Genomic DNA, 25168 nt, shown 5'->3' with positions numbered 1-25168 from the left:
GCGTCCTGTGCGCAATCAGCCGAGTGATTCGTTCTCTGTCAGGAGGGAAGTCATGGCGTCGTTCGAAGGTGGGCCGCGCGGATGGTCGAACACGAAGAGCCAGGCGCTGCAGGAGCGCGCGGCGGAGGTGATGCCGGGGAGCCAGACGAACTTCAGGGGCGGTCTGTTGAACACCCCCCTCTTCTTCACGCACGCGCGGGGCGCGCGCCTGTGGGACGTCGACGGCAACGAGTACATCGATCTCATCAACGCCGGCGGTCCGGGCATCCTCGGCCACAGCCACCCGGAGTACATCGAGGCGCTGAAGCGCCAGCTCGACACGATGTACTCGCTCGGGTCGGGGATCTGCCAGACCGAGATGGATATCGAGCTGTCCGAGAAGATCGTGCGCCACGTCCCGTGCGCCGAGCGCGTGCGCTTCTGCGTCACCGGCTCCGAGGCGGTGCACCTCGCCATACGGCTCGCGCGGGCCCACACGAAACGCCCCTATTTCATCCGCTTCCAGTCCCACTACCACGGCTGGTTCGACAGCGTGCTGGGGGGCGTCGCCGACGCGAGCCCGGCGGACCGGCCTCTCCCGCTCGAGAGCGAGCGCGATTTCTTCCACACGGAGGGCAGGGCCCCCGACGCGTTCAAGTACTCGTTCCTCTTGCCCTGGAACGACATCGACGTCCTCGAGGCGACGCTCGAGAAGTACGGGCACGAGGTGGCCATGATCCACATGGAGCCGATCCTGGTGAACGGCGGAGGCTGCCCCCCTCGGCCCGGCTACCTCGAGCGCGTGCGCGAGCTCTGCGACGAGCATGGGATCGTGCTCAGCTTCGACGAGGTCATCACGGGCTTCCGCGTCGGCCTCGGCGGCGCGCAGGCGGCGCTCGGCGTCACGCCCGACCTGGCCACGCTCGGCAAGGCGCTCGCGGGTGGGCTGCCGATGGCGGCGGTCGCCGGAAAGAAGGAGATCCTCGATCAGCTGCGGGTCGGCAAGGTGGCGGGAGCAGGCACCTTCAACGGCTATCCTCTCGGCGTCGCCGCGTCGCTCGCCACGCTCAAGATCCTGGAGAAGGACGACGGCGCGGTCTACAGGAGGATCGACCTGATGCAGGCCCGGCTCAAGGAGGGCCTGCTCGAGATCTGCGAGCGACGCGGGATCCCCGCGCTGGTGCAGGGGCCGCGCGGCGTCTTCTTCTTGCTGTTCACGGACAAGCCCGTGATCTACAGCTTCAAGGAGCTCATGCAGGTCGATCTGCCCAGGCAGCTCAAGTTCTACTCGCTGATGCCCGAAGAGGGGACGATCCTCATGTACGGGGGCCGCTGGTACGTGTCCGCGGCGCTGACCGAGGCAGACGTGGACCGCGCGCTGGAGAGCGCCGACAGGACCTTGGCGAGGCTATGACGCAGCCTCTCCTTCACGAACCACAACCCGCGGCGCGGCAGGGCGCGCTGGACACCGATCTTGAGAGGAGCGCCAGCCTGGGGCTGGCGTGTGTTCGATGCCCCCTATAGGAGAGCTGAAAGAGGTGCTGGAGCGGCTCGGCTCGGCCAGTCTGAGCCACGAAATCGAGCTGGACAAGCTCATGCCCCCGCTCACGCCGGAGCAAGTGATGTTCTGCTTTCTCTTCGTCCAGCTCGGCATGGCCGAGCGGTTCGGAGAGAAGCCCCTTCGGTTCACGGAGATGCCGGGCGCGCCGGACAGGTTCTGGAAGGCGATGGCGCTGCACGTGGGCGCCCTCTCCGGGGATTTCAAGCCGCTGCCGCCGTCGTACCTCAAGGACGCGTGGCTCCGCTTCTTGAAGGAGCGGCCCGGGGAGGAGCCGCTGTCGCTCCTCGAGTACTACAGCCTCGCCGCGCAGCTCCTCAGCGACAGGGACAGGATCTTCATCAACCACGGATACGCGTTCCTGAACCCCGCGGACGAGCCCGCCCTCGCTGCCTGGGAGGAGCCGTGGCGCCTCGGCATCCAGCTCTATCACAAGCTCCTCGGCGCCCACGACTTCACCGGGCTGGATGTGGTCGACATGGCGTGCGGACGAGGGGGCGGCAGCCTTTACCTGAAGCAGCGCAAGAACGCCCGGCTCGTGGCGGGCGTCGACGCGGTGCGCACCCACGTGCTGCTCGCGCGCGAGGCGCACGCGTCGCTCGAGGGCGTCTATTTTCTCCACGGGCGAGCGGAGGAGACCCCCCTGCCCGCCGGCGCCTTCGACGCGTTGATCGCGGTGGATGCGGTCTTTCACTTCCCGCTCAGGGAGTTCCTCCGCGAGGCCCATCGCCTGGTGAAGCCGGGCGGGCGCTGCTTCCTCAACAGCTGGGGCACGCCGACCTGGTACATGGAGCTCGAGGGCGCCGTGGAGTCGTGCGGCTGGAGGCTCGAGCGTGCCGAGGACATCACGACGGGCACCCTCCTGGCCAGGGAGCAATGGCAGACCCATGGCCTCTTCTCGTGGGTCCGTTTGCAGCCGCGCAAGTGCCGGCCGGAGATCTACATCGAGTTCGACAGGGTGGTGATGAAACCGGTCGACGGTCGCCACTATTACAATTTCCAGCTCACCCGGCTCGACGAGCAGGCCGGCTGAAGCGGTCCGGCAGAGCGCTCTCCCCCCGGCGAGCTCGAGGAGGAGCTCGCCACGCCCCCGGCTACCGGTAGGCGACGATGCCGCCGAACGGCCACTTCGCGTGGTCCTCGGGCGCCGGGTAGACCTCCCATTCCGAGAACCCGGCCGCGCGGAGCGACAGCTCCCACTCCCGCAGCGTAAGATAACCCACATGCTCTCGTCGCGGCGGGTCGAGCTTGGCCTTGTTGTAGGTGTGCAGCATCGACTGGAAGAATTCATTGGGGAAGAACAGCGAAGGCCTGTCGCGAAATGACATGGTGAACGCGAGCTGGCCGCCCGGCTTCAGCATCGTGTGGAACGCCTGCAGCGTGGCGTGGAGGTCGCGCACGTCGTAGAGCACGTGCTCCAGCACGATCAGGTCCACGGAGGCAGCCCGGGCAAACGCGTTGCCGGCGGTGGACAGGGCGTCCAGGTCCAGGCGCTGGAAATGGATGCGCTGGAACAGGTCAGCCGGCGCGTGGGTCCGCAGCCACTGCTTCCCCGCCTCCATCAGCAGGGCGCTGATGTCGGTGTAATCGTACCGGGCGAGATTCTTGCTCAGCGGGAGGAAGCGCGGGTCGGACAGCGCCTCCCGCAGCACCACGCCGAGCCCCGCGCCCCCCTCGAACACCGAGATGCCCGGCGACTCCGCGAGCTTGGCCAGCAGCACCCGCGCCAGCATCACATTGCACGGCTTCTTGGCGGGCAGCCTGATCATCGAGTATTCCCAGAACTTCAGCGAGGACTGCATCCCGAACTGGAGATCCATCGTGGCCAGCGCGTCCTTGCCCGCCAGCACCGGCCCGGCCAGCCCCCGGTAGCGCTGGAGGAACTCGAACATTTCACCCAGCGTGGCCCGGTCCGCGGCGCTGGCGGACTCCTTGTCAGCGACGCGCCTGCGCACCGCCTCGCCGGGCAAGAGCCGCCCGTCTTCGCCCGGGATGAGCTCGCCCTTGTCGCTGAAGTAGTCGAGCAGCTTCTTGTGAAACTGGTAGGCCGTGACCGACGGCGCCGCCTCCGGGCGCCCCTCGAGCGCCTTGACCGCACCGCTCTGGTCGAGGAGATGCTCGAGCAGGATCTCGCTGGCGACGAGCTCGGTCTGGCGACGAAATGCTTCTACGTAAGCGGTGTAAGCGTCGTGGTAGAGATCGGTCAGGTCCAGGCGTTGTCGCATGCGGGTCCTCGCGGCGATGGCGCTCATCCTGCCCAGCGCAGGGATGGGGCAGGCCATGGAATGGTCCAGCTCGCCCGTGAAAGCAAGGGCGGACCACCGCCGGTCCGGCGCCGCTCCTTTGGGCGCCGCGCGCGAAGCGCGCTTCGGGCGGGCTCCGCCCCCGAAGCGCGCTTCGGGGGCGCCACGCGGCCGCGCGGTCACCGCATGTTCATGGTCGGCCCGCCGCCCCCGCGGTTCTTGTCCACGATGCCGTACAGGATGAGCACGTAGGCGCAGAGCCGGAACATGTACAGGTAATGGACGGCGTCATCCTCGACGCGGTTGAGGGCGACGGCGATGCGGCCGAGCATCATCAGCCAGAACGCCGCCGAGAACAGGGCGAACAGCCGGTCGCGCGTCTGTTTCCAGAAGCGGAGGAAGAAGAGCGCGACGACCGCATAGCTGAACATCATCGCACCGATCATGAAGTCGTTCAAAGGTCATACCTCACGTCTACGTGCGATTACTCGCGCAGGTCCCAGATGAGCCCATAGAGGAGCAGGGACAGCCCGATGAGCGCGGTAAGGTGGCGCAGGGGTGAAAAATCGATGTCCGGGATGAGGACGAAATCCACGAAGAGCAGGATGTTGTTCGCGGTGAGCCCGGCGAAGCAGAGGCCGCTCCACAGGAGGAGGCGAACCTTGCGCTTCGCGTAGCCGCGCAGGAGCAGCGCGGTGCACGCGGCGCTGGTCAGGGCGCAGAGGATGTAGACCGCCGCTGCCATGGCTAGCCCTCCCCTCCCTTCTTCGTGATCCGGAACGCCTCCGAGAAGCTCTGGATGTCGCTTGGTGGAGGCTTGGCGTAGATGAGATTGATGATGCTCAACCGGCGCTCCTTGTAAGCCTTCGCCAGATCGTCGACCGTCCGGCGAGTCTCATCGGTCGTCGGGGCGTACCGGTACAGGATGTCCTCGGAGTCTTCCCTGGCCACGAGCAACCCCCTGCTGGCAAGCCCCGCGAGCCGATCGTGCATGGACATCATGCTGGAGCCTATCTCGCGAGCCACCGCGGCCGCGTTCCACTCGCGCTCCTCCGTGCGGCGCAGCAGCAGCAGCACCTCGAGCTGCTCGATCGAGGTGATATGCTGGCCAAGGAAACGCTGAACTTGCTCCGAGATCCCGCTAGACACGAGCCCCTCGTCGGCCGATCGAGTTCCCCATCACCGGTGCAACCATGACCGGAGCGTCGCGAGCAGGTGCTCGGGATCCACCGGCTTCGGGATGTAGTCGTTCGCGCCCGCCTCGAAGCACTTCTCTCGGTCGCCCTTCATCGCCTTGGCCGTGACCGCGATGATGGGCAGGGCACAACAGCCGGGCGTTGCACGGATCGCGCGGATCGTGTCGTAGCCGTCCATCTCTGGCATCATGATGTCCATGAGCACGATGTCAATGTCCGGTGTCCGCGCGAGCACCTCGATCGCCGCTCGACCTGTCTCCGCGTAAACCGTCTTCATTTGCTGGGCGTCGAGGAGGGTCGTCATCGCGAAGATGTTCCGGATGTCGTCGTCGACGACCAGCACCCTCTTGCCCACGAGCACCTTGTTCGACTGGTGCAGATCCTCGAGGATCTGCCGCTGCCGCTCGGAGAGCGCCGCCACCGGGCGGTGCAGGAACAGGCAGACGTCGTCGACGAGCCGCTCCCTGGAGCGGACGAGCTTGAGCACCATCCGCTGGCCGAAGTGGCTCAGCTGCGCCTCGTCCGCGGCCGAGATGTCGCCCGGCGCATACACCAGGATCGGCAGGTCCGTGGGCTCGCTGCCCTGCGCGAGCTGCTCGATCACCTTGAAGCAGCGCATGTCGGGCAGGTCGAGGCGCATGACGAAGACGTCCGCTCGCTCGGTGAGGAGCGTGCCGAGCGCCTCCTCCCCGGTGGACACGCTCCGGACCGTGACGTCGTCGCCGCCGAGGAGCGCGATGAGCTCCCTTCGCTCGGCCTCGCTCGGCTCGGCGAGCACGACCGCCCGCTGGCGCGACACCAGGAACTGCGACAGGCGCCGGAAGACCCCGTCGAGCGCGTCCCGGGTCTTGAGCGGCTTGCAGAGCACGCCCTTCGCGCCCAGGCGGAGCGCCCGCTCGCGCTCCTCCTCCGTCGTGATCACCTGGACGGGGAGGTGCCGCGTCTCGAGATCGTGCTTCAACCGATCGAGCACGCGCCAGCCGTCCATGTCCGGCAGGTCGACGTCGAGCGCGATCGCGCTCACATTCCGCTCGCGGGCGATCGAGAGCGCGGCCCCGCCGCGGTAGGCGACGAGCGCCTTGAACTCGTGCTCATGCGCGACATCCATGACGAAGCGCGCCAGGGCCGCGTCGTTCTCGACGACGAGCACCACGCGGTCGCCGGTCTGCAGGTTCGCGCTGTCGTCGATGTTCTGGCTGACGAGGTGCGGCGGCGGCTCGATCACCGAGCGCGGGGCGACGTCGCCGGGGGTGAGCTCCGCCGGCGCCGAGAGCACCTCCACGGCCGGCTCCTTCTTGCGCGGGCGCGTCGGCGTGTACGCGACGGGCAGGTACAGCGTGAAGGTGCTCCCGGTCCCCGGCTCGCTCGAGAGCTGGATCTCGCCGCCGAGCATCCACGCGATCTCGCGGCTGATCGCGAGGCCGAGGCCGGTGCCGCCGTACTTCCGGCTCGTCGAGCCGTCGGCCTGCTGGAAGGCCTCGAAGATGATCCGCTGCTTGTCGGGCTGGATGCCGATGCCCGTGTCGCGCACCGACATGGCGATCGCCGCGCCGGCGCGCGACAGGTCCTCGTTCTCGGGGCTCCACCCCGAGGTCGCCAGATCGACGTGGAGCGCGACGCTGCCGCGCTCGGTGAACTTGAAGGCGTTCGAGAGCAAGTTCTTGAGCACCTGCTGTACGCGCTTCGCGTCCGTGTGGATGACCTGCGGCAGGTTCGACGCGAAGCTGAGCTCGAAATCGAGCTTCTTCGACTCGGCGACGTGCCGGAACGTGCGCTCGACGTAATCCTGCAGATCGCCGAACGACAGCTCGCCGACGTCGACGACCACGGTCCCCGACTCGATCTTGGACAGGTCCAGGATGTCGTTGATGAGCGCGAGCAGGTCGTTTCCCGACGAGTGGATCGTCCTGGCGAACTCGACCTGCCGCCCGGTGAGGTTGCCGTCGGCGTTCTTCGAGAGCTGATCCGACAGGATGAGCAGGCTGTTCAGCGGCGTCCGGAGCTCGTGCGACATGTTCGCGAGGAACTCCGACTTGTACTTGGAGGTGATGGCGAGCTGCCGCGCCTTCTCCTCGAGCGCCTGCCGCGCCTGCTCCACCTCGCGGTTCTTCCGCTCGACCTCGACGTTCTGCTGGGCGAGCAGGCGCGCCTTCTCCCCGAGCTCCGCGTTCGTCTGCTGCAGCTCCTCCTGCTGGCTCTGGAGCTCGCGCGCGAGGGACTGCGACTGCTTGAGCAGGTCCTCGGTGCGCATGTTCGCCTCGATCGTGTTGAGCACGATCCCGATCGACTCCGTGAGCTGGTCGAGGAACGCCTGGTGGGTCGGGCTGAAGCGCTCGAACGACGCGAGCTCGATGACCGCCTTGACCTGCCCCTCGAAGAGCACGGGGATGACGATGATGTTGACCGGCGGCGCCTCGCCGAGCCCGCTCGTGATCCGGATGTAGTCGGGGGGCGCGTTGACGAGGAGGATCTTCTCCTTCTCGAGCGCGCATTGCCCGACGAGGCCTTCCCCGAGCTTGAACTGGTTGTCGATGTTCTTCCGCTCCTTGTACGCGTAGCTCGCGAGGAGCTTGAGGACCGGCTCCTCCTTCGACGCGGTCATCGTGAAGAACACCCCCTGCTGCGCGCCGACGACCGGGGCCAGCTCGGACAGGATGAGCCGGCCGACCGTGAGCAGATCCTTTTGCCCCTGGAGCAGGCGCGAGAACTTGGCGAGGTTGGTCTTGAGCCAGTCCTGCTCGCTGTTCTTCAGCGTCTGGTCCTTGAGGTTCTGGATCATCTCATTGATGGTGTCCTTGAGCGACGCGACCTCCCCCTGCGCCTCGACCCGGATGGTCCGGGTGAGATCGCCCTTCGTCACCGCGGTCGCGACCTCGGCGATGGCGCGCACCTGCGTCGTCAGGTTGGCGGCGAGCTGGTTCACGTTGTCGGTCAGGTCCTTCCACGTGCCGGCCGCGCCGGGGACGAGGGCCTGGCCGCCGAGCTTGCCCTCGACGCCGACCTCGCGCGCCACCGTGGTCACCTGATCGGCGAAGGTCGCGAGCGTCTCGATCACGCCGTTGATCGTGTCCGCCAGCGCCGCGATTTCGCCCTTCGCGTCGAAGGCCAGCTTGCGCTTGAGGTCGCCGTTCGCGACCGCCGTCACGACCTTGGCGATGCCGCGCACCTGGCTCGTCAGGTTGCCGGCCATGAAGTTCACGTTGTCGGTCAGGTCCTTCCACGTCCCGGCCACGCCGGGGACGCTGGCCTGGCCGCCGAGCTTGCCCTCGGTGCCCACCTCGCGCGCCACCCGCGTCACCTCCGACGCGAAGGCGTTGAGCTGGTCGACCATCGTGTTGTTGATGGTGTTCTTGAGCTCCAGGATCTCGCCGCGGACATCGACGGTGATCTTCTTCGACAGATCGCCGTTGGCCACGGCCGTGGTCACGGCGGCGATGTTGCGGACCTGCGCCGTCAGGTTCGACGCCATCGAGTTGACCGAGTCGGTCAGGTCCTTCCACGTCCCCGCCACGCCGGGGACGCTGGCCTGGCCGCCGAGCTTGCCCTCGGTGCCCACCTCGCGCGCCACCCGCGTCACCTCCGACGCGAACGACCGGAGCTGGTCCACCATCGTGTTGAAGGTGTCCTTCAGCTCCAGGATCTCGCCGCGGACGTCGACGGTGATCTTCTTCGACAGGTCGCCGTTGGCCACGGCCGTGGTCACGGCGGCGATGTTGCGGACCTGCGCCGTCAGGTTCGACGCCATCGAGTTGACCGAGTCGGTCAGGTCCTTCCACGTGCCCGCCACGCCGGGCACCTCCGCCTGGCCGCCGAGCTTGCCCTCGGTGCCCACCTCGCGCGCCACGCGCGTCACCTCCGACGCGAAGGAGCTCAGCTGATCCACCATCGTGTTGAAGGTGATCTTCAGCTCCAGGATCTCGCCCTTGACGTCGACGGTGATCTTCTGGGTCAGGTCGCCGCGGGCGACGGCCGTGGTCACGGCGGCGATGTTGCGCACCTGCGCCGTCAGGTTCGACGCCATCGAGTTGACCGAGTCGGTCAGGTCCTTCCACGTCCCCGCCACGCCGGGGACGCTGGCCTGGCCGCCGAGCTTGCCCTCGGTGCCCACCTCCCGCGCCACGCGCGTCACCTCCGACGCGAACGACCGGAGCTGGTCCACCATCGTGTTGAAGGTGTCCTTCAGCTCCAGGATCTCGCCGCGGACATCGACGGTGATCTTCTTCGACAGGTCGCCGTTGGCCACGGCCGTGGTCACGGCGGCGATGTTGCGGACCTGCGCCGTCAGGTTCGACGCCATCGAGTTGACCGAGTCGGTCAGGTCCTTCCATGTGCCCGCCACGCCGGTCACCTCGGCCTGGCCGCCGAGCTTGCCCTCGGTGCCCACCTCGCGCGCCACGCGCGTGACCTGGGCGGCGAAGGAGCGGAGCTGATCCACCATCGTGTTGAAGGTGTTCTTCAGCTCCAGGATCTCGCCGCGGACATCGACGGTGATCTTCTGGGTCAGATCGCCGTTGGCCACGGCCGTGGTCACGGCGGCGATGTTGCGGACCTGCGCCGTCAGGTTCGACGCCATCGAGTTGACCGAGTCGGTCAGGTCCTTCCACGTGCCCGCCACGCCCTTGACCTCGGCCTGGCCGCCGAGCTTGCCCTCGGTGCCGACGTCGCGCGCCACGCGCGTCACCTCGGCCGCGAAGGAGCTCAGCTGATCGACGGTCGTGTTGATGACGTCCTTGATCTGGAGGATCTCGCCGCGGACATCGACGGTGATCTTCTGGGTCAGATCGCCGTTCGCGATGGCGGTCGCGACCTTCGACACGTCGCGGAGCTGGACCGTGAGGTTCGACGCCATCGAGTTGACCGAGTCGGTCAGGTCCTTCCACGTGCCCGCCACGCCCTTGACCTCGGCCTGGCCGCCGAGCTTGCCCTCGGTGCCCACCTCCCGCGCCACGCGCGTCACCTCCGACGCGAACGACCGGAGCTGGTCCACCATCGTGTTGAAGGTGTCCTTCAGCTCCAGGATCTCGCCGCGGACATCGACGGTGATCTTCTGGGTCAGGTCGCCGCGGGCGACGGCCGTGGTCACGGCGGCGATGTTGCGCACCTGCGCCGTCAGGTTCGACGCCATCGAGTTGACCGAGTCGGTCAGGTCCTTCCACGTGCCCGCCACGCCGGGCACCTCCGCCTGGCCGCCGAGCTTGCCCTCGGTGCCCACCTCGCGCGCCACGCGCGTCACCTCCGACGCGAACGACCGGAGCTGGTCCACCATCGTGTTGAAGGTGTCCTTCAGCTCCAGGATCTCGCCGCGGACATCGACGGTGATCTTCTGGGTGAGATCGCCGTTGGCGACGGCCGTGGTCACGGCGGCGATGTTGCGGACCTGCGCCGTCAGGTTCGACGCCATCGAGTTGACCGAGTCGGTCAGGTCCTTCCACGTGCCCGCCACGCCCCTGACCTCGGCCTGGCCGCCGAGCTTGCCCTCGGTGCCCACCTCGCGCGCCACGCGCGTCACCTCCGACGCGAACGACCGGAGCTGGTCCACCATCGTGTTGAAGGTGTTCTTCAGCTCCAGGATCTCGCCCTTGACGTCGACGGTGATCTTCTGGGTCAGATCGCCGTTGGCGACGGCCGTGGTCACGGCGGCGATGTTGCGCACCTGGGCGGTGAGGTTGCCGGCCATCGAGTTGACCGAGTCGGTCAGGTCCTTCCACGTCCCCGCCACGCCGGGGACGCTGGCCTGGCCGCCGAGCTTGCCCTCGGTGCCCACCTCGCGCGCCACGCGCGTCACCTCCGACGCGAAGGAGCCGAGCTGATCGACCATGGTGTTCACGGTCGTGGCCGTCTGGAGGAACTCCCCGTCGAGCGGCCGCCCGTCCACCTTGAGCGCCATCGTCTGGGAGAGATCGCCCTTGGCCACCGCGCCGATCACGCGCGCCATCTCCCTCGTGGGCTGCACGAGATCGCCGATCAGCGCGTTGACCGAGGCGACCTCGCCGGCCCAGGCCCCGCTCACCTCGCCCATGGTGGCGCGCTGGCCGATCTTGCCCTCCTTGCCGACCGCGCGGCTCAGCCGCTCGAGCTCCAGCGCGAACTTCTCGTTCAGCTCGACGACATCGTTAAATGTGTCAGCCACCTTACCATCCAACCCCTCGAGGTCGATGGGGAGGCGTACCGAGAAGTCGCCCTTCTTGAGCGCCACGAGGGCCGCGAGCATCTGGCCCAGCTCGAGGCCGGGCCGCGCCGGCCGCCGCATCACGTCGTCCTGCGCGGCGCGCCGCCGCGGGCGCGGCGGGTCTTCGGCAGGAACGGGCTGCGAGCGCTGCTGGAGCGAGATGGCTTGCAACGTCCGAGCCGCGCTGTCGGCGCGCCCGGCCTTCGTGCCCTTGCCGGCGCTGAGGTTCTTGCCGTTCGTGCCGCTCGCGCCCTTGGCGGCGCCGCCCTTCGGGGACGCCGTCCGGCTCCGAGGCGACGCAACCTTGCCGCTCGTCCGCTGCTCCATCTTGTTCCTCTCCGGGGCGCATCACGCTAACCCGCTTGGCGGGGCGTGAACCATAGAAAGATGCTCTCGTAGCTGCCGTATCCGAGGGTCAACGCAGGGTCGGGACGATCCCGACATCGATTCACGGAGTTTCTCCATATGCGATGAGACCACGGGGCCCACACGGAGCGCGCGGCGCGTCCGTGCGCGGGCGCGCCCCTCGTACTGCTGTGCTCGTCATCACGCCCCCTCTCCCCGGCCCTTCGTGGCCCCGCGCGGGCGTGCGCGCCCGCGCTTCACCTGCGCGCGCGCATGACCGCGCGCGCGGTCGTCGCTCGATGCGCCCGTGAGCGCGCGCGGCGCCCCGTCCGCGAGCATCTCGCCCCACCTCGTGATCGCCTTGGCGACCTCCCGGAACCCCCGCCCGACGTCGGTCAGCTCGTACTCGACCCGGACCGGCGGCCCGGGCAGGACGCGCCGCACGACCAGGCCGAGCGCCTCGAGATCCTTGAGCCGGCTGGAGAGCATCCGGTCGCTGATCGCGTCGAGCCGCTCGCGGAGCTCACCGAAGCGCAGCGCGCCCTCCTCGAGCGTCGCGATGATGAGCCCATTCCACGGCCTCGCGAGCACATCCATCGCCGCCTGGAACTTGTCGCAGAGGTGCTGACATGAGCGCTTCATTCCTCGTCCCTGAACATCAGCGTGACACTTCGCTACCAAAAAGGAAGTAACTTGACATTCTCCCGCAGCGACACATCCTGCCCCTTCGAACGGATGCTACTTCCGTTTCGGAAGTTACAGCTTATTCGGAAGGGGAATGGAACGTGACGACCTCATCTGACCTGTTGTTCAGCTCATTTTCATTCGGCCCCCTCTCGCTGCCGAACCGCGTCGTGATGGCGCCGCTGACGCGCTGCCGCGCGGGCGAGGGCAACGTGCCGACCGAGCTCATCGCACGTTACTACGAGCAGCGCGCCTCGGCGGGCCTCATCGTCAGCGAGGCCTCGCAGGTCAGCCAGCAGGGCACGGGGTACGTCGGGACGCCGGGCATCTACACGGACGCACAGGTCGAGGGGTGGCGCCTCGTGACGGACGCCGTCCACAGGGCGGGAGGGCGCATCTTCCTGCAGCTATGGCACGTGGGGAGGTCGTCGCACGTGTCCTTCCAGCCGGACCGGCAGGCGCCCGTGTCGTCCTCGGCGGTCCGCATCCGCGCGGGCCACGCGCACACGCCCGAGGGCCCGCAGCCGTACAGCACCCCGCGCGCCCTCGAGATCCACGAGATCCCCGGCGTCGTCGGGCAGTTCGAGGCCGGCGCGCGCCGGGCCAAGGCCGCCGGCTTCGACGGCGTCGAGCTCCACTCGGCGAACGGCTACCTCATCGATCAGTTCCTCCGGGACGGCGTGAACCAGCGCACGGACCGGTACGGCGGCTCGGTGCAGAACCGCGCGCGGCTCCTGCTCGAGATCGTCGAGGCCGTGACCGGCGTCTTCGGCGCGGACCGGGTGGGCGCGCGGCTCTCGCCGCGGAGCGAGTACAACGACATGAGCGACAGCGACCCGGCGGAGCTCTTCTCGCACGTCGCCACCGAGCTCTCCGAGCGCAGGCTCGCCTACATTCACGTGGTGGAGCCGCTGGAAGGGCGGGCGCTGGACGCGCCGGAGCGGGTGACGCCGCTCCTCCGCGCGCGGTTCCGCGGCGCCTTCATCGTGAACGGCGGCTACACGCGCGAGACCGCGGAGGAGGCGCTGCGCACGGGCGCGGCGGACCTCGTCTCCTTCGGCGCGCCGTTCATCGCCAACCCCGACCTGCCCGAGCGCCTCGCGCGCAGGGCGCCGCTCAACGCGCCGGACGTCTCGACCTTCTACGCCGGCGGCCCGCGCGGCTACATCGACTATCCGCGCCTCGACGAGGCGCAGCCCGCGGCCGCCGGCGCCGGCTGAGCGCGGGCGCGCGCGGCCGCGACGAGGCGCCGCCCGCGGCCGCCGGCGCCGCGCGAGCGCGCATGCGCGCGCCGGGCCGTCCGCGGCGCCGGGGCCGGGCGCCGCCGCGGCGCCGCCCGTGGTAGGCTCCCCGGTCGATGTCGACGCTCGCTTCCCGGGGAGATGAGATCGAATCGACGCGCCGCCCGGCGCGCGCGCCCGCGGGGGCGGCGTGAGCGCGGCGCCGGGCGAGGTGCAGCGCATCGGGGCCGGCGAGCTCCGGGCGTTCATCCCGGACGCGGCGGAGCTCAGGAAGGGCGCGCTGCTCTACGACGGCGGGCAGCTCCTGAACCTCGCGCGCCACGAGAACAAGCTGTTCTGCGAGGCCAGGGGCTCCGGCGCCGCGCCCTACAAGGTCACGCTCATCTACAGCGACGCGCCGGCGCCCGGCTTCAAGGGGCGCTGCACCTGCCCCGCGCGGACGTTCAGCACCGCGTTTTGCAAGCACGCGGCGGCGCTGCTCGTCGCCTGGGCGCGCGCGCCCGAGTCGTTCGTCGTGAGCGACGCGGCGCCGGCCGGCGCGCCCGGCGCGGCGCCGGCGCGGCGGAGCGTGAAGAAGGGCAGCGCCAGCGCCGAGGCCCTGATGAAGGCGGGCGTCGAGCAGGTCAGCACGCTCGTGCGCGAGCTCGCCGTGGCCGGCGTCGCGGCGATCGGCAAGGACCGCATCGAGCAGCTCGCGCAGCTCGCCGCGGCGCTCCGGGAGAACCGCCTCCGGCGGCTCTCGGCCCGGACGCTCGACCTCGCGGCGCTCCTGGGCCCACACGCCGCGGGCGGCCGGCCGTCCGCGGGCGCCCGGGGGGGCGCGCTCCCGGCCGTCGCCTACGCGAACCTCCTCACCGACCTCCTGCTCACGGCCCGCAAGCTCGAGAAGCACCTCGCCGGCGAGCCGCTCGACGACCGCCACGTCGAGGAGCTCGTCGGCAAGACGTGGAAGGCGTCGGACAGGGCGCCCGTGGAGGGGCTCACGCTCGTCGAGTACGCCTTCTCGACGCGGGCGACGAGCGACGGCTTCGTCATCCGGGAGAGCCGCTTCCTCGACCTCGAGTCCGGCCGGCACCTCAGCGAGAAGCAGATCCTGCCGGCGTTCCTGGCGAAGCGGACCGAGCCGAAGCGGAGCTTCGCCGGCGAGGTGCTCGCCGGGGCGCGCGGGTCGACCTACCCGGGCTACCCGCCGCTCCGGGTCGACTTCACCGATCTCGGCGACAAGCGCCCCCTCGATACGGGCGCCCTCGAGGCGATCCTCGCGCGGGCGCTGCCCGACGCCTCCGCCGCGCTCGCGGCGCTGCAGGAGCACAGGAAGGACGTCTTCGCGCCCGATCTCGCGCCCGTCGCGGTGCGCGTCGACACGCTCTTCGCGCGGGGCGCGCGGCTCTCGGCGGTGGACGACAAGGGGCAGGCCGTCCACCTGCCGGACGACGCGGCGCTCGAGGAGCGGCTCGCCGGCGCGCTGCGCGACGCGCGGCTCCGGGCGCTGCTCGGCGACGTCGGGATCGACGCCGCGCTGCCCACGCTGTGGCCGCTCGCCGCGGTGGTCGAGGGCCCGCTCGGCCTCGAGCTGCGCGCGATCTCCGATCAGGGCGCCGACCAGGGCGCGGCGGCGCGGCGCGGCCCGCTCGAGGGCACCGCGTGGAACGCCGCGGCCCGGGAGGCGGGCGCCTCGCCCGCGGCCATCGCGCTCGGCGAGGTGCGCGAGGAGCTCGCCGAGGCGCTCGTCACGGGCCTCACCGGGCTCAGCGCGCGCGGGATCGACCCGCTCGCCGAGCGGCTCCGCGATCTCCGCCTCGAGAAGCAGGCCGCGCTGCTCCAGGGCCTCCTGCAGCGGCCCGACCCGGCGGATCGGCTGGACGACTTCATCAAGCTCTACCAGGTGCTCGAGGTGGCGCTCGTCCGCCTGGCCGGCGCGACGTCCGTCGACCGCGCCGGGGCCGAGCGCGCGCCGGCGTACGAGAGCGTCCTCGTCGCGCGCCCCGCCGAGGCGCTCACGCCCGAGGAGGTGACGGCGCGCCGCGCGACGGGCGCGATGAGCCGCTACGTCGCGGCGGTCCACCACGCCCGCTACTACGCGTCGCTGCCCGCGGGCGAGCTCGCCGAGCGGCTGTTCCCGATCTGGGCGGACGGGACCGCGGCGCCGACGCTCGCGCGGCGGTTCGCGCCGCTCGGCGCCGAGGCGATCCGCGCCGCGGAGCGGGCGCTCACGGTCAAGGCGGGCCGCATGGCGCGGCTGACGGCGGTGCGGGTGCTGCAGGCGGTCGCCCAGCACGGCGGGCCGCCCCGCGCCGAGGCCGCGGCGATGCTGGGGCGGGTCGCGGAGCACGCGAAGGACGCGGGCCTCCGGGCGCTCGCCCGCGACGCGCTGGACGCGCTGGAGGCCGCCGGCCCGGGCGCCGCCGCGGTGCGCGAGCGCCGGGCCGCCCGGATGGCGCGGGTGCAGGAGCTCGCCCGGGCGCTCGGCGCGGCGCCGACCCAGGAGGAGCGGGGCGAGGCGCTCAAGGCGCTCGCGGAGCTCGGCGATCTCGCCGCGCTGCCGGCGCTCCGCCGGGCCTTCCACGCGGACGCGGCCCGCGGGGTGCGCGAGGAGGCCGCGTACGCGCTCGCGCAGCTCGGGGACGTCGAGATGGTCGAGACGTTCGTGCGGATGCTCGCGGGCCGGGGCGAGGACGAGCGGGAGGCGAAGATCGCCGCGTACGCGCTCGGGTACCTGGGCGACGTCCGCGGCCTGAACGAGCTCCTGTCGGCGTGGGCCGCGGGGTACAAGCCTGGCGTCGTGGCGGACGCGCTCCGCGCGTTCGGCGCGGCGGCGCTCGCGCCGCTCGTCGACCTCCTCGAGGCGCGGCCGGAGCTCGCGAAGCGGGCGACGGCGCTCGACGCGCTGAAGCGGATGGAGGACACCGCGGTGTCGGCCTGCCTGCTCGATCGGATCGCGACGCGACGGGGCGAGCCCGACTTCGCGGCGAGGGCGCAGCTCTACCTGAAGCTCGCGGACGCGCACCCGCACGGCAAGCGCGAGGTGGCGGCCGCGATCGCGGCGGCGCGACGGCGCGGGGGGCAAGGACGCGCAGGCGGCCCGGAAGGCGGCGGAGCGGGCGCTCGGCGTCGTCAAGCGCCGCGGCTAGCCCCAGACGCTCCCGGACGATCGTTCTCTATCAGATCAGAACACGCTCCCGGTTGTGCCCCTTCGCACGACGGCATCGTCAGCGTGCGGACCCGATCTTCGAAGAGAAAGGTTTGAACCACAGAGGCACAGCGGGCGCAGAGAAGAAGAAGAAGAAGAAGAGAGGCAAGAGTTCTTTTCTTTCTCTCTCCTCTGTGTCCTCTGTGTCGCTGTGGTTCAAATTCTCCCCCTCACGGACGGGGGACGATCTCGGCGACGCGGTGCTGGCGGGATCCCCGCGCGCTCCCGCGTCGCACGATGGGGAGAGCACCACGATATCGTCGGATCGTTCGATTCGATTCCATGGCGGAGCGCAGCGGTTGTGTCGAGTCCGCCGGACGGCGCGCACCGCACCTGGCGCGGAGGCCGGTCAGCTCGCGCGGGGTCGCTGTCGCCAGAGCGTCATCAGCACGCGGCCGACCTGGAAGACGCGGCCGACGCGGCCCTTGGGGCGGGGGTCGGCGGCGCGGAACGGCTCGGGGCGGTAGCTCGGGCCCGCGGGCGCCGGCTCGCGCGGGGCGCTCGCGCTGTCGGCGGCGGGGGCGGCGGCGACCGTCGCCGGCCCGAGGCGCCGGTCGAGGTGCACCTCCACGGCCTCGCCGACCAGGTTGCTCACGTCGCGGTCGTGCTCGATGCAGTGGAGCACCAGCCGGTCCGCGAGCGGATCGGGGAGGTAGACCGTGACCGCGCGCCGCGAGCGGCCGTCGGCGCCGACGAGCACCGGCGGGACGGCCGGCGGCTCCGGGGTGGTGGCGAGCGCCTGCGGCGGGGCCGGCGCGCTCGCGGGCTGCGGCGCCGCGGCCAGCTCGGCGCCCGGCTGCGCCTCGGGCGCCTGCTGCGCCTCGGGCGCCTGCTGCGCTGCCGGCGTCTGCTGCGCCTCCGGGGCCTGCTGCGCTGCCGGCGCCTGCTGCGCTGCCGGCGCCTGCTGCGCTGCCGGCGTCTGCTGCGCTGCCGGCGTCTGCTGCGCCTCCGGGGCCTGCCCCTGCTTCGCCTGGGCCGGCGGCCTGGCGTCCTGGGCCCGCCTGTCGGCAGCGGCCTTCGACCGGGAGCCGGCGGGCCTCGATGCTTTGGTGTCGTGCTCCGCCGCGCCGTCCGTGCCGCCCGCGACGAACGCGTCGACCTTCTCAGGCGACGGCGGCTTTCTGAGCGAGACCGCGACCTGCTTTTTCGCCATGGTGAAGCTTCTCCAGTTCCTCGAGGAGATGGGTGATCTCTTTGGCAGCGGCGTCCCGCGGCGCGTAGTTCGTGACGCCCTGCCCGCAGGCGAGGGCTTCCTGGTAGGCGATGCGGTAGCCGAGCTCGGTGGAGAGCACCGGCAGCCCCGAGGTCTCGAGCACCCCGCGCGCCGACTTGCCGAGCGCCGTGCGGCCCTGCTTGCGCGTGATGAGGATGCAGCCCTTGAGCGCGCTCCGCAGGGTGGCCGCCTCGCGGAACACCTCGAGCGCGGCGGTCAGCGCCCAGGCGTCCGCGGCCGTGGGCCCGCAGGGGTAGATGGCGACGTCGGCGATCATCAGCGCCGACCGGGCGATCTCGCCGTGGCGCGGCGGGCAGTCGATGACGGTGAGGTCGTACGCGGCGGCGACCTCCGGAAGCTGCCCCGGCTTGTGCATCGAGGCGCCCATGGCCATGACGGTCGGCGTCTCGTGCCCCGCCTCGGAGGCCACGTCGCCCCACGTGCGGACCGTCCCCTGGGGGTCGGCGTCGACCAGCAGCACCCGCCGGCCCTTCGCCAGCGCGGCCACGGCGAGGCTGACGGCCGTGGTGCTCTTGCCGATCCCGCCCTTCTGTCCGGTGAGCGCGATGATCATAATACCCACCCCCTAGCAGAACCTGCGTCGCGCAGTCCACTTTCTTGCAATCGCCCACACCGCATCTGGCCGCTCCCGCGCGCGCGGCGGCCGCGGCGCGGGGGCAGGGAAATCCGTACGTGGCCGTGAACAGCGTCGCTGGCCGCGGTCCTGTCGACAGGCTGGGTGGCACCTCACCTATCGGGCTCATCCCTTGTCCTTCCGGGCTGGTGGCTCGCCCGCGCCCCTCGACAGCGCCGTCCGTCCCACGTTACGCTGAGAAAGGACGGCATCCGTCCCGAGTTACCTCGAGAACGCACGATGACGAGCACGGCTCCCGTTCCCGGCTCCCAGGAGTTTCCTGAGAGCGCCATGAAGGCTGTCCGCGGCGCGCCCTTTGCGGTGATCGAGTGCGCGGGAAACCTCGACGATCTCGTGGTCGCCGGGTGGAACGCCGGCGCTGAACACATCTTTGGCTACACCAGCGCCGAGGCGGTGGGTCGTCCCCTGACGGACACGATCTTGAGCGGGCCCGACGGCGAGGCCTGGCGGCGCGCGCTCGGGCAGGAGGGCGCCGCCCCGCTCCGCTGCACCCATACGAGCAAGGACGGTCGCACCGTGGTGTGCGAGTGGCACCATGCGCCGGTGCTCGACGACGCCGGCGGGCCGACGCGGCTGCTCTGCTTCGGGCACGACGTCACGGAGCTGGTGACGGCCGTGGAGGCGCTGAGGCAGCGCGACGTCGTCCTCCGGGCGATCCTCGGCACGCTGGAGACGGCGGTGACCCGGATGGATCGGGACGGCTATACCGTCTTTCACGAGGGCAAGCTGCTCGATGCGCTCGGCATGAAGCAGGGCCAGTTCATCGGAATGAACGTGTTCGATCCTCCTCCTGCGCCGATGGACATGGAGCCGCTGCGCCGAGGGGTCCGAGGCGAGTCGATGCGCGCCCGCGTGGAGGTGTTCGGGACGATCTGGGAGACGTGGGTGATCCCGCTGCGTGACGCGCGGGGGGAGCCGGACGGCGCGGTGAGCGTGGTGCTCGACGCGACGGAGGCGAAGGTCCGGGAAGACGAGCTGAGGTCGCGGATCGAGCTCATCGAGCGCCAGCAGGAGGTGATCCGCAGCCTGTCGGCGCCGATCATCGAGGTCTGGGACGGCGTGCTGACGCTGCCGATGGTGGGGGTGGTCGACAGCCAGCGGGCCGCCGAGGTGATGGACAGCCTGCTGGCGGCCATCGTGGACAAGCAGGCTCGGTTCGCGATCCTGGACCTCACGGGCGTCGAGCTGGTCGACACGAAGACGGCGAGTTACCTCATCGAGCTGGTCCGCGCGATCCGGCTCCTGGGCGCGGAGGGGGTCATCACGGGGATCCGGCCGAACGTGGCGCAGACGATGGTGGCGCTGGGGCTGGATCTGTCGGGGATCGCGACGAGGGGGAACCTGCGGGCGGGTCTCAGGCTGTGCATCCAGCGCCTCTCGGCGGGCGGGGCGGCGAACGGCGCGCCGGCGGGCGGCGCGCCCGCGCCGGCGGGCGGCGGGCGGCGCTGAGCCGAGGAGAGGCGACCGCGAGGGCGCAACGAACGCACGGGAGAGGGAACTCACCTTTCTATCCTGAGGGATCCCCTTGTTCTTCGCGGAGCCGGGAATCCATCGCCCGGCGGGTGGTTGATGCGGCAGTACGGGAAGGGCTAGCGCTTCAATGGGGCCGCCGCCTTTCAGCGGCGGAGAGAAATCAGGCGACAGCGTACAGGGTACGGGAAGGGCTAGCGCTTCAATGGGGCCGCCGCCTTTCAGCGGCGGAGAGGAGCAGATCCGCGCCGCCCTCCCGGGTGCCTGCGTGCTTCAATGGGGCCGCCGCCTTTCAGCGGCGGAGAGCGGCAACGGGATCGATTACTACGCGTGCACGGCACGGCTTCAATGGGGCCGCCGCCTTTCAGCCGCGGAGAGGCTGCCACCGCGGCTCGCGTCCGGGCTCGCGGCCGACAGCGCTTCAATGGGGCCGCCGCCTTTCAGCGGCGGAGAGCCTTTGAGCCGCTGGGCTGGCGACGATGCCGAGGTCGAGCTTCAATGGGGCCGCCGCCTTTCAGCGGCGGAGAGAGCGCGTCAATGTGACGCGCATGGTGGCGGTCAAGTAGCTTCAATGGGGCCGCCGCCTTTCAGCGGCGGAGAGGAGCGGGGCGCGATGCGGGCGCGTCGGGATCTGGCCCGCTTCAATGGGGCCGCCGCCTTTCAGCGGCGGAGAGCTCGCGACCATGGGCGACGCCTCGCTCGATGCGCTCGCTTCAATGGGGCCGCCGCCTTTCAGCGGCGGAGAGGTGCACCTCGAGACGTTCATGAAGAAGACCCGGGAGCTTCAATGGGGCCGCCGCCTTTCAGCGGCGGAGAGGAGAGCTCTCCCACGTCACCATCGACGGGCGACCACGGCTTCAATGGGGCCGCCGCCTTTCAGCGGCGGAGAGAGGGGTTCGACGGCGGCGAGCTCGGCCTGTCGTTGGCGCTTCAATGGGGCCGCCGCCTTTCAGCGGCGGAGAGACGGTCGTTTCATCGCCAAGAAATGGGCACGAACGGGTCGCTTCAATGGGGCCGCCGCCTTTCAGCGGCGGAGAGCTCGATCGACGCGGCCGACCTCCCGGAGGAGAGCTGGCTTCAATGGGGCCGCCGCCTTTCAGCGGCGGAGAGCCGCGGAAAGGTGTAACGATGAACATCCAGGACTGGCTTCAATGGGGCCGCCGCCTTTCAGCGGCGGAGAGCATGCACAGGACGGATCGCTCCGCAAGATGGATCGTAGCTTCAATGGGGCCGCCGCCTTTCAGCGGCGGAGAGGGCGCATGGGAGGCGCTGCTCAACACGTGCCTCGTGCTCGGCTTCAATGGGGCCGCCGCCTTTCAGCGGCGGAGAGCTCGTGGGGCGGGCCCGCGGTCGCGCTTCGCATCGTGGGCTTCAATGGGGCCGCCGCCTTTCAGCGGCGGAGAGTTCAGCGCTGCCTGCGCATCCAGCGCGGCAGTGACGCGCTTCAATGGGGCCGCCGCCTTTCAGCGGCGGAGAGTTCGGGGCGCGGTCCGCGGAGCGAGACCAGATCGCTGCGCTTCAATGGGGCCGCCGCCTTTCAGCGGCGGAGAGCAACGGGATCGCGGTACACGTCGCCTCGCACTGGCACGAGGCTTCAATGGGGCCGCCGCCTTTCAGCGGCGGAGAGCCCGAGCTCGCGCTCCAGCCGGGAGAGCGTGTGGTCGCTTCAATGGGGCCGCCGCCTTTCAGCGGCGGAGAGGACCTGGGCGAGGCGCTCTCCGGCCTCAGCGACAAGATGCTTCAATGGGGCCGCCGCCTTTCAGCGGCGGAGAGTTCCCGTGCAACGTCTACCCGGACGAGAACCGGGAGCTGCTTCAATGGGGCCGGCGCCTTTCAGCGGCGGAGAGGCACTGGCCGAGCGACGGATCGACCGCGTAGTGCCGCTTCAATGGGGCCGCCGCCTTTCAGCGGCGGAGAGCCTAGGGTCCTCGCGTGCGAGGGTCCTAGGCGTCGAGCTTCAATGGGGCCGCCGCCTTTCAGCGGCGGAGAGGACCGGCTTGTGGTGGGGCAGCGCGGCGGCGTCGAGGCGCTTCAATGGGGCCGCCGCCTTTCAGCGGCGGAGAGCGACCCTCATGTTGAGGACCGCCGTGCCACCCTGCGCTTCAATGGGGCCGCCGCCTTTCAGCGGCGGAGAGCAGAAGGCGCGCGCGAAGGCTCGATATGCCGCCGAGATGCTTCAATGGGGCCGCCGCCTTTCAGCGGCGGAGAGCTCCGCAGCTCCCCGGAGCGACGCATCAATGGGCGGCTTCAATGGGGCCGCCGCCTTTCAGCGGCGGAGAGTGATCCAGGGCCCTCCCGATGACGCTATCCCCGCCCTTGCTTCAATGGGGCCGCCGCCTTTCAGCGGCGGAGAGGCTGTTTTTGGGTGGTAGGCGGGTGGGGACCGTGCGGCTTCAATGGGGCCGCCGCCTTTCAGCGGCGGAGAGACGGTGTTCCGGTCGCTCACCTTCACGGGGATACCCATGCTTCAATGGGGCCGCCGCCTTTCAGCGGCGGAGAGCGCCGATGAGCAAGACGCTGGACATGGTGGCGACGCTGCTTCAATGGGGCCGCCGCCTTTCAGCGGCGGAGAGTCGCCAACCGGGCCCCCATCTACGCCGACGAGTTCACGCTTCAATGGGGCCGCCGCCTTTCAGCGGCGGAGAGCACCGGACCGACAGGATGCCGATGCCCCTGTCCGCGCTTCAATGGGGCCGCCGCCTTTCAGCGGCGGAGAGAAACGCAGGGGATGCACTACCCCGCGAACAACCCTGAGCTTCAATGGGGCCGCCGCCTTTCAGCGGCGGAGAGACGTGCAGGCGCTTGAGGGGTACATCGTCACGGCGAGCTTCAATGGGGCCGCCGCCTTTCAGCGGCGGAGAGGGCCTTCGTCATGAGCCGATCGGCTGGGAGATGGAGCTTCAATGGGGCCGCCGCCTTTCAGCGGCGGAGAGGCGGCAGGTTGCGTAGCGGTCTGCCGTCGCGCACTACGGGGCTTCAATGGGGCCGCCGCCTTTCAGCGGCGGAGAGCTGCAAGGCGGAGAGGGTCGAGTTCGAAGTGAGCGAGCTTCAATGGGGCCGCCGCCTTTCAGCGGCGGAGAGCTGGATCGATGCGCAACTGACCCGCCTGCGCGAGGGGGCTTCAATGGGGCCGCCGCCTTTCAGCGGCGGAGAGTCCTGGGCAGCGCGCAGCACCTCGACGAAGGCCAGGGCTTCAATGGGGCCGCCGCCTTTCAGCGGCGGAGAGGTCAAGCAGCACGACCAGGTGATCACCAACACCAGGCTTCAATGGGGCCGCCGCCTTTCAGCGGCGGAGAGTGCGGTTCCGCACGGACTACGCCGCGCGACGGGAGTACGGCTTCAATGGGGCCGCCGCCTTTCAGCGGCGGAGAGGCTCGCGCGAGACGCCCGCCGACGTCCTAGCGCTCATGCTTCAATGGGGCCGCCGCCTTTCAGCGGCGGAGAGGGCGGCGTAGTCGGTGTCTCCAACCTCGTGAGGATCGCTTCAATGGGGCCGCCGCCTTTCAGCGGCGGAGAGGACGGGTGGGTCGACAGGCTGACCGCCGACCTGGCGCTTCAATGGGGCCGCCGCCTTTCAGCGGCGGAGAGAACCCCTTCCTGGAGACGACACGATGCCGAACGACCCGCTTCAATGGGGCCGCCGCCTTTCAGCGGCGGAGAGTTCCGGCATCTCGGAGCCAGCGGAGAAGACGCGGCGGGCTTCAATGGGGCCGCCGCCTTTCAGCGGCGGAGAGCCGTCTGGGTCACGATCTGCCCGACGAAGGCGATCATGCTTCAATGGGGCCGCCGCCTTTCAGCGGCGGAGAGCAGGCGCCCGCGCCCGCGACGTCTACGGGAATCCCGGCTTCAATGGGGCCGCCGCCTTTCAGCGGCGGAGAGCCGCGGCGCGCTCGCCCCGGCGTCAGCTCGGCGCGTCGCTTCAATGGGGCCGCCGCCTTTCAGCGGCGGAGAGGTCGAAGATAAACAGGTTCGATTCTTGGATTGGGGTGACAAATGCTTCAATGGGGCCGCCGCCTTTCAGCGGCGGAGAGAGAGGCCAGCTCCCGCCGCACCTCGGCGTCGTACGCCTCGGGGCTTCAATGGGGCCGCCGCCTTTCAGCGGCGGAGAGACGTTCTATGTGCTGACGCCGGCGGGCGAGGAACTGGCTTCAATGGGGCCGCCGCCTTTCAGCGGCGGAGAGTTCGCGCGGCTCTACGCGGACTCGCGCACCGGCATCACGCTTCAATGGGGCCGCCGCCTTTCAGCGGCGGAGAGTCGATATCGTCGACGTCTCCGACAATCGACGAGAAGCTTCAATGGGGCCGCCGCCTTTCAGCGGCGGAGAGGCCGGTGCTCCGCGAGATCCTCTACCTCGCTCCACGGCTTCAATGGGGCCGCCGCCTTTCAGCGGCGGAGAGTTCCAGCGCTTGGCGCCGTGCACAGCCCGCTCGATTCGCTTCAATGGGGCCGCCGCCTTTCAGCGGCGGAGAGCGACACGCTGGAAGTCGGCAGCTACCCGGACGGGATCGCTTCAATGGGGCCGCCGCCTTTCAGCGGCGGAGAGCGAGCAGGCGCAAGCCGAGGTCGCTGCCGCACAGCGCCATGCTTCAATGGGGCCGCCGCCTTTCAGCGGCGGAGAGCCGCCCAGGAGATCGGATCCGATGGGTTCATGCCAAACGCTTCAATGGGGCCGCCGCCTTTCAGCGGCGGAGAGATGTGGAGGCAGAACCACTGGATCTGGTGGTTCGCCACGCTTCAATGGGGCCGCCGCCTTTCAGCGGCGGAGAGTGTCGGTCGCCAGCAGCACGCGCACGCTCCCCGCCGGCTTCAATGGGGCCGCCGCCTTTCAGCGGCGGAGAGAAAGAAGGTCGTGCCGCGGGTGACGACGGAGCCTGGGCTTCAATGGGGCCGCCGCCTTTCAGCGGCGGAGAGCATTGTTCGCCGCAATGACTAGTCGTGTGGCTCCTAGCTTCAATGGGGCCGCCGCCTTTCAGCGGCGGAGAGAGGTCTCGCAGCTTACGAGACTTTTCGCGCACTTACAACCCGGTTTGCGAGAGGTTCCCGTTCCACCCCCCGCTCCGGGGGTCGGAGGCGCCCCGCGGGCCCCCGTATCCTCTCGAAATCCTCCATCATTTCAAACATCTACCGGCCTTGCGAGCGCCCCCCGGGTTTTTGGCGTCACTCCACCGCTCGCAGCCGGTCCGCCCTCCTCCTTACTACCATGCCCACCCCCTCCCTCGCCCAG

At 70.0% G+C, this 25168-nt stretch carries 13 protein-coding genes and 1 CRISPR repeat array; of the genes, 5 read left to right on the top strand and 8 right to left on the bottom strand.

Going from position 1 to position 25168, the window contains the following annotated elements:
* Window positions 1-52: 52 nt before the first annotated feature.
* Both WMF31_RS02230 and WMF31_RS02225 read left to right on the top strand, forming a co-directional pair.
* Window positions 53-1393, top strand: a complete 1341-nt coding sequence (locus WMF31_RS02230; protein ID WP_436600355.1) for an aspartate aminotransferase family protein — start codon at window positions 53-55, stop codon at window positions 1391-1393.
* 97 nt (window positions 1394-1490) lie between these two features.
* On the top strand, window positions 1491-2570 hold the full coding sequence (locus WMF31_RS02225; protein ID WP_436600354.1) for a class I SAM-dependent methyltransferase: 1080 nt from the start codon (window positions 1491-1493) through the stop codon (window positions 2568-2570).
* Between the two features lie 61 nt (window positions 2571-2631).
* On the opposite strand, the gene WMF31_RS02220 is transcribed toward WMF31_RS02225, so the two are convergent.
* The 6 genes from WMF31_RS02220 to WMF31_RS02195 all read right to left on the bottom strand — a co-directional run bounded on the left by WMF31_RS02220 (window position 2632) and on the right by WMF31_RS02195 (window position 12132).
* Window positions 2632-3762 carry a class I SAM-dependent methyltransferase gene (locus WMF31_RS02220; RefSeq protein WP_436600353.1) on the bottom strand — a complete coding sequence of 377 codons (1131 nt, stop codon included), beginning with the start codon at window positions 3760-3762 and terminating at the stop codon, window positions 2632-2634.
* A gap of 197 nt (window positions 3763-3959) precedes the next feature.
* Entirely contained in the window at window positions 3960-4238 is a 279-nt protein-coding gene (locus WMF31_RS02215; RefSeq protein WP_207213706.1) for a DUF5985 family protein, read from the bottom strand.
* Window positions 4239-4264: 26 nt separating this feature from the next.
* The gene (locus WMF31_RS02210; protein ID WP_129354085.1) at window positions 4265-4525 is read right to left on the bottom strand and encodes a DUF5985 family protein; all 261 of its coding nucleotides are present in this window, start codon (window positions 4523-4525) and stop codon (window positions 4265-4267) included.
* Between the two features lie 2 nt (window positions 4526-4527).
* On the bottom strand, window positions 4528-4857 hold the full coding sequence (locus WMF31_RS02205) for a hypothetical protein (RefSeq protein ID WP_436600352.1): 330 nt from the start codon (window positions 4855-4857) through the stop codon (window positions 4528-4530).
* 102 nt (window positions 4858-4959) lie between these two features.
* Entirely contained in the window at window positions 4960-11226 is a 6267-nt protein-coding gene (locus tag WMF31_RS02200) for a HAMP domain-containing protein (protein ID WP_436606509.1), read from the bottom strand.
* A gap of 465 nt (window positions 11227-11691) precedes the next feature.
* Entirely contained in the window at window positions 11692-12132 is a 441-nt protein-coding gene (locus WMF31_RS02195; RefSeq protein ID WP_436600351.1) for a winged helix-turn-helix transcriptional regulator, read from the bottom strand.
* Between the two features lie 143 nt (window positions 12133-12275).
* Here WMF31_RS02195 and WMF31_RS02190 point away from each other — a divergent pair, with 143 nt between their 5' ends.
* Complete coding sequence (locus tag WMF31_RS02190) at window positions 12276-13394, top strand: alkene reductase (protein ID WP_436600350.1); 1119 nt, start codon at window positions 12276-12278, stop codon at window positions 13392-13394.
* A gap of 211 nt (window positions 13395-13605) precedes the next feature.
* Entirely contained in the window at window positions 13606-16662 is a 3057-nt protein-coding gene (locus WMF31_RS02185; protein WP_436600349.1) for a HEAT repeat domain-containing protein, read from the top strand.
* A gap of 292 nt (window positions 16663-16954) precedes the next feature.
* Here WMF31_RS02185 and WMF31_RS02180 read toward each other — a convergent pair whose 3' ends face one another.
* Together WMF31_RS02180 and parA are read right to left on the bottom strand one after the other, a co-directional pair.
* Window positions 16955-17758: a hypothetical protein gene (locus tag WMF31_RS02180; protein WP_436600348.1), complete on the bottom strand. Its 804-nt coding sequence runs from the start codon at window positions 17756-17758 to the stop codon at window positions 16955-16957.
* Window positions 17709-18392 carry a ParA family partition ATPase gene (parA, locus tag WMF31_RS02175; protein WP_129354099.1) on the bottom strand — a complete coding sequence of 228 codons (684 nt, stop codon included), beginning with the start codon at window positions 18390-18392 and terminating at the stop codon, window positions 17709-17711. Before parA ends, WMF31_RS02180 begins: the two co-directional genes overlap by 50 nt.
* A 351-nt stretch (window positions 18393-18743) precedes the next feature.
* Between parA and WMF31_RS02170 the strand changes: the two genes are divergently transcribed.
* Window positions 18744-19922, top strand: a complete 1179-nt coding sequence (locus WMF31_RS02170) for a PAS domain-containing protein (protein WP_129354101.1) — start codon at window positions 18744-18746, stop codon at window positions 19920-19922.
* 145 nt (window positions 19923-20067) lie between these two features.
* Window positions 20068-24927: a CRISPR direct-repeat array (repeat unit 36 nt; unit sequence GCTTCAATGGGGCCGCCGCCTTTCAGCGGCGGAGAG).
* Window positions 24928-25168 lie beyond the last annotated feature (241 nt).

The sequence above is a fragment of the Sorangium sp. So ce1036 genome, assembly GCF_051369805.1.
In the GTDB taxonomy this organism is placed as follows: Bacteria; Myxococcota_A; Polyangia; order Polyangiales; family Polyangiaceae; genus Sorangium; species Sorangium cellulosum_F.
Note: the sequence above shows the minus strand (reverse complement) of the source record. Positions and strands in the feature narration are given on the sequence as shown.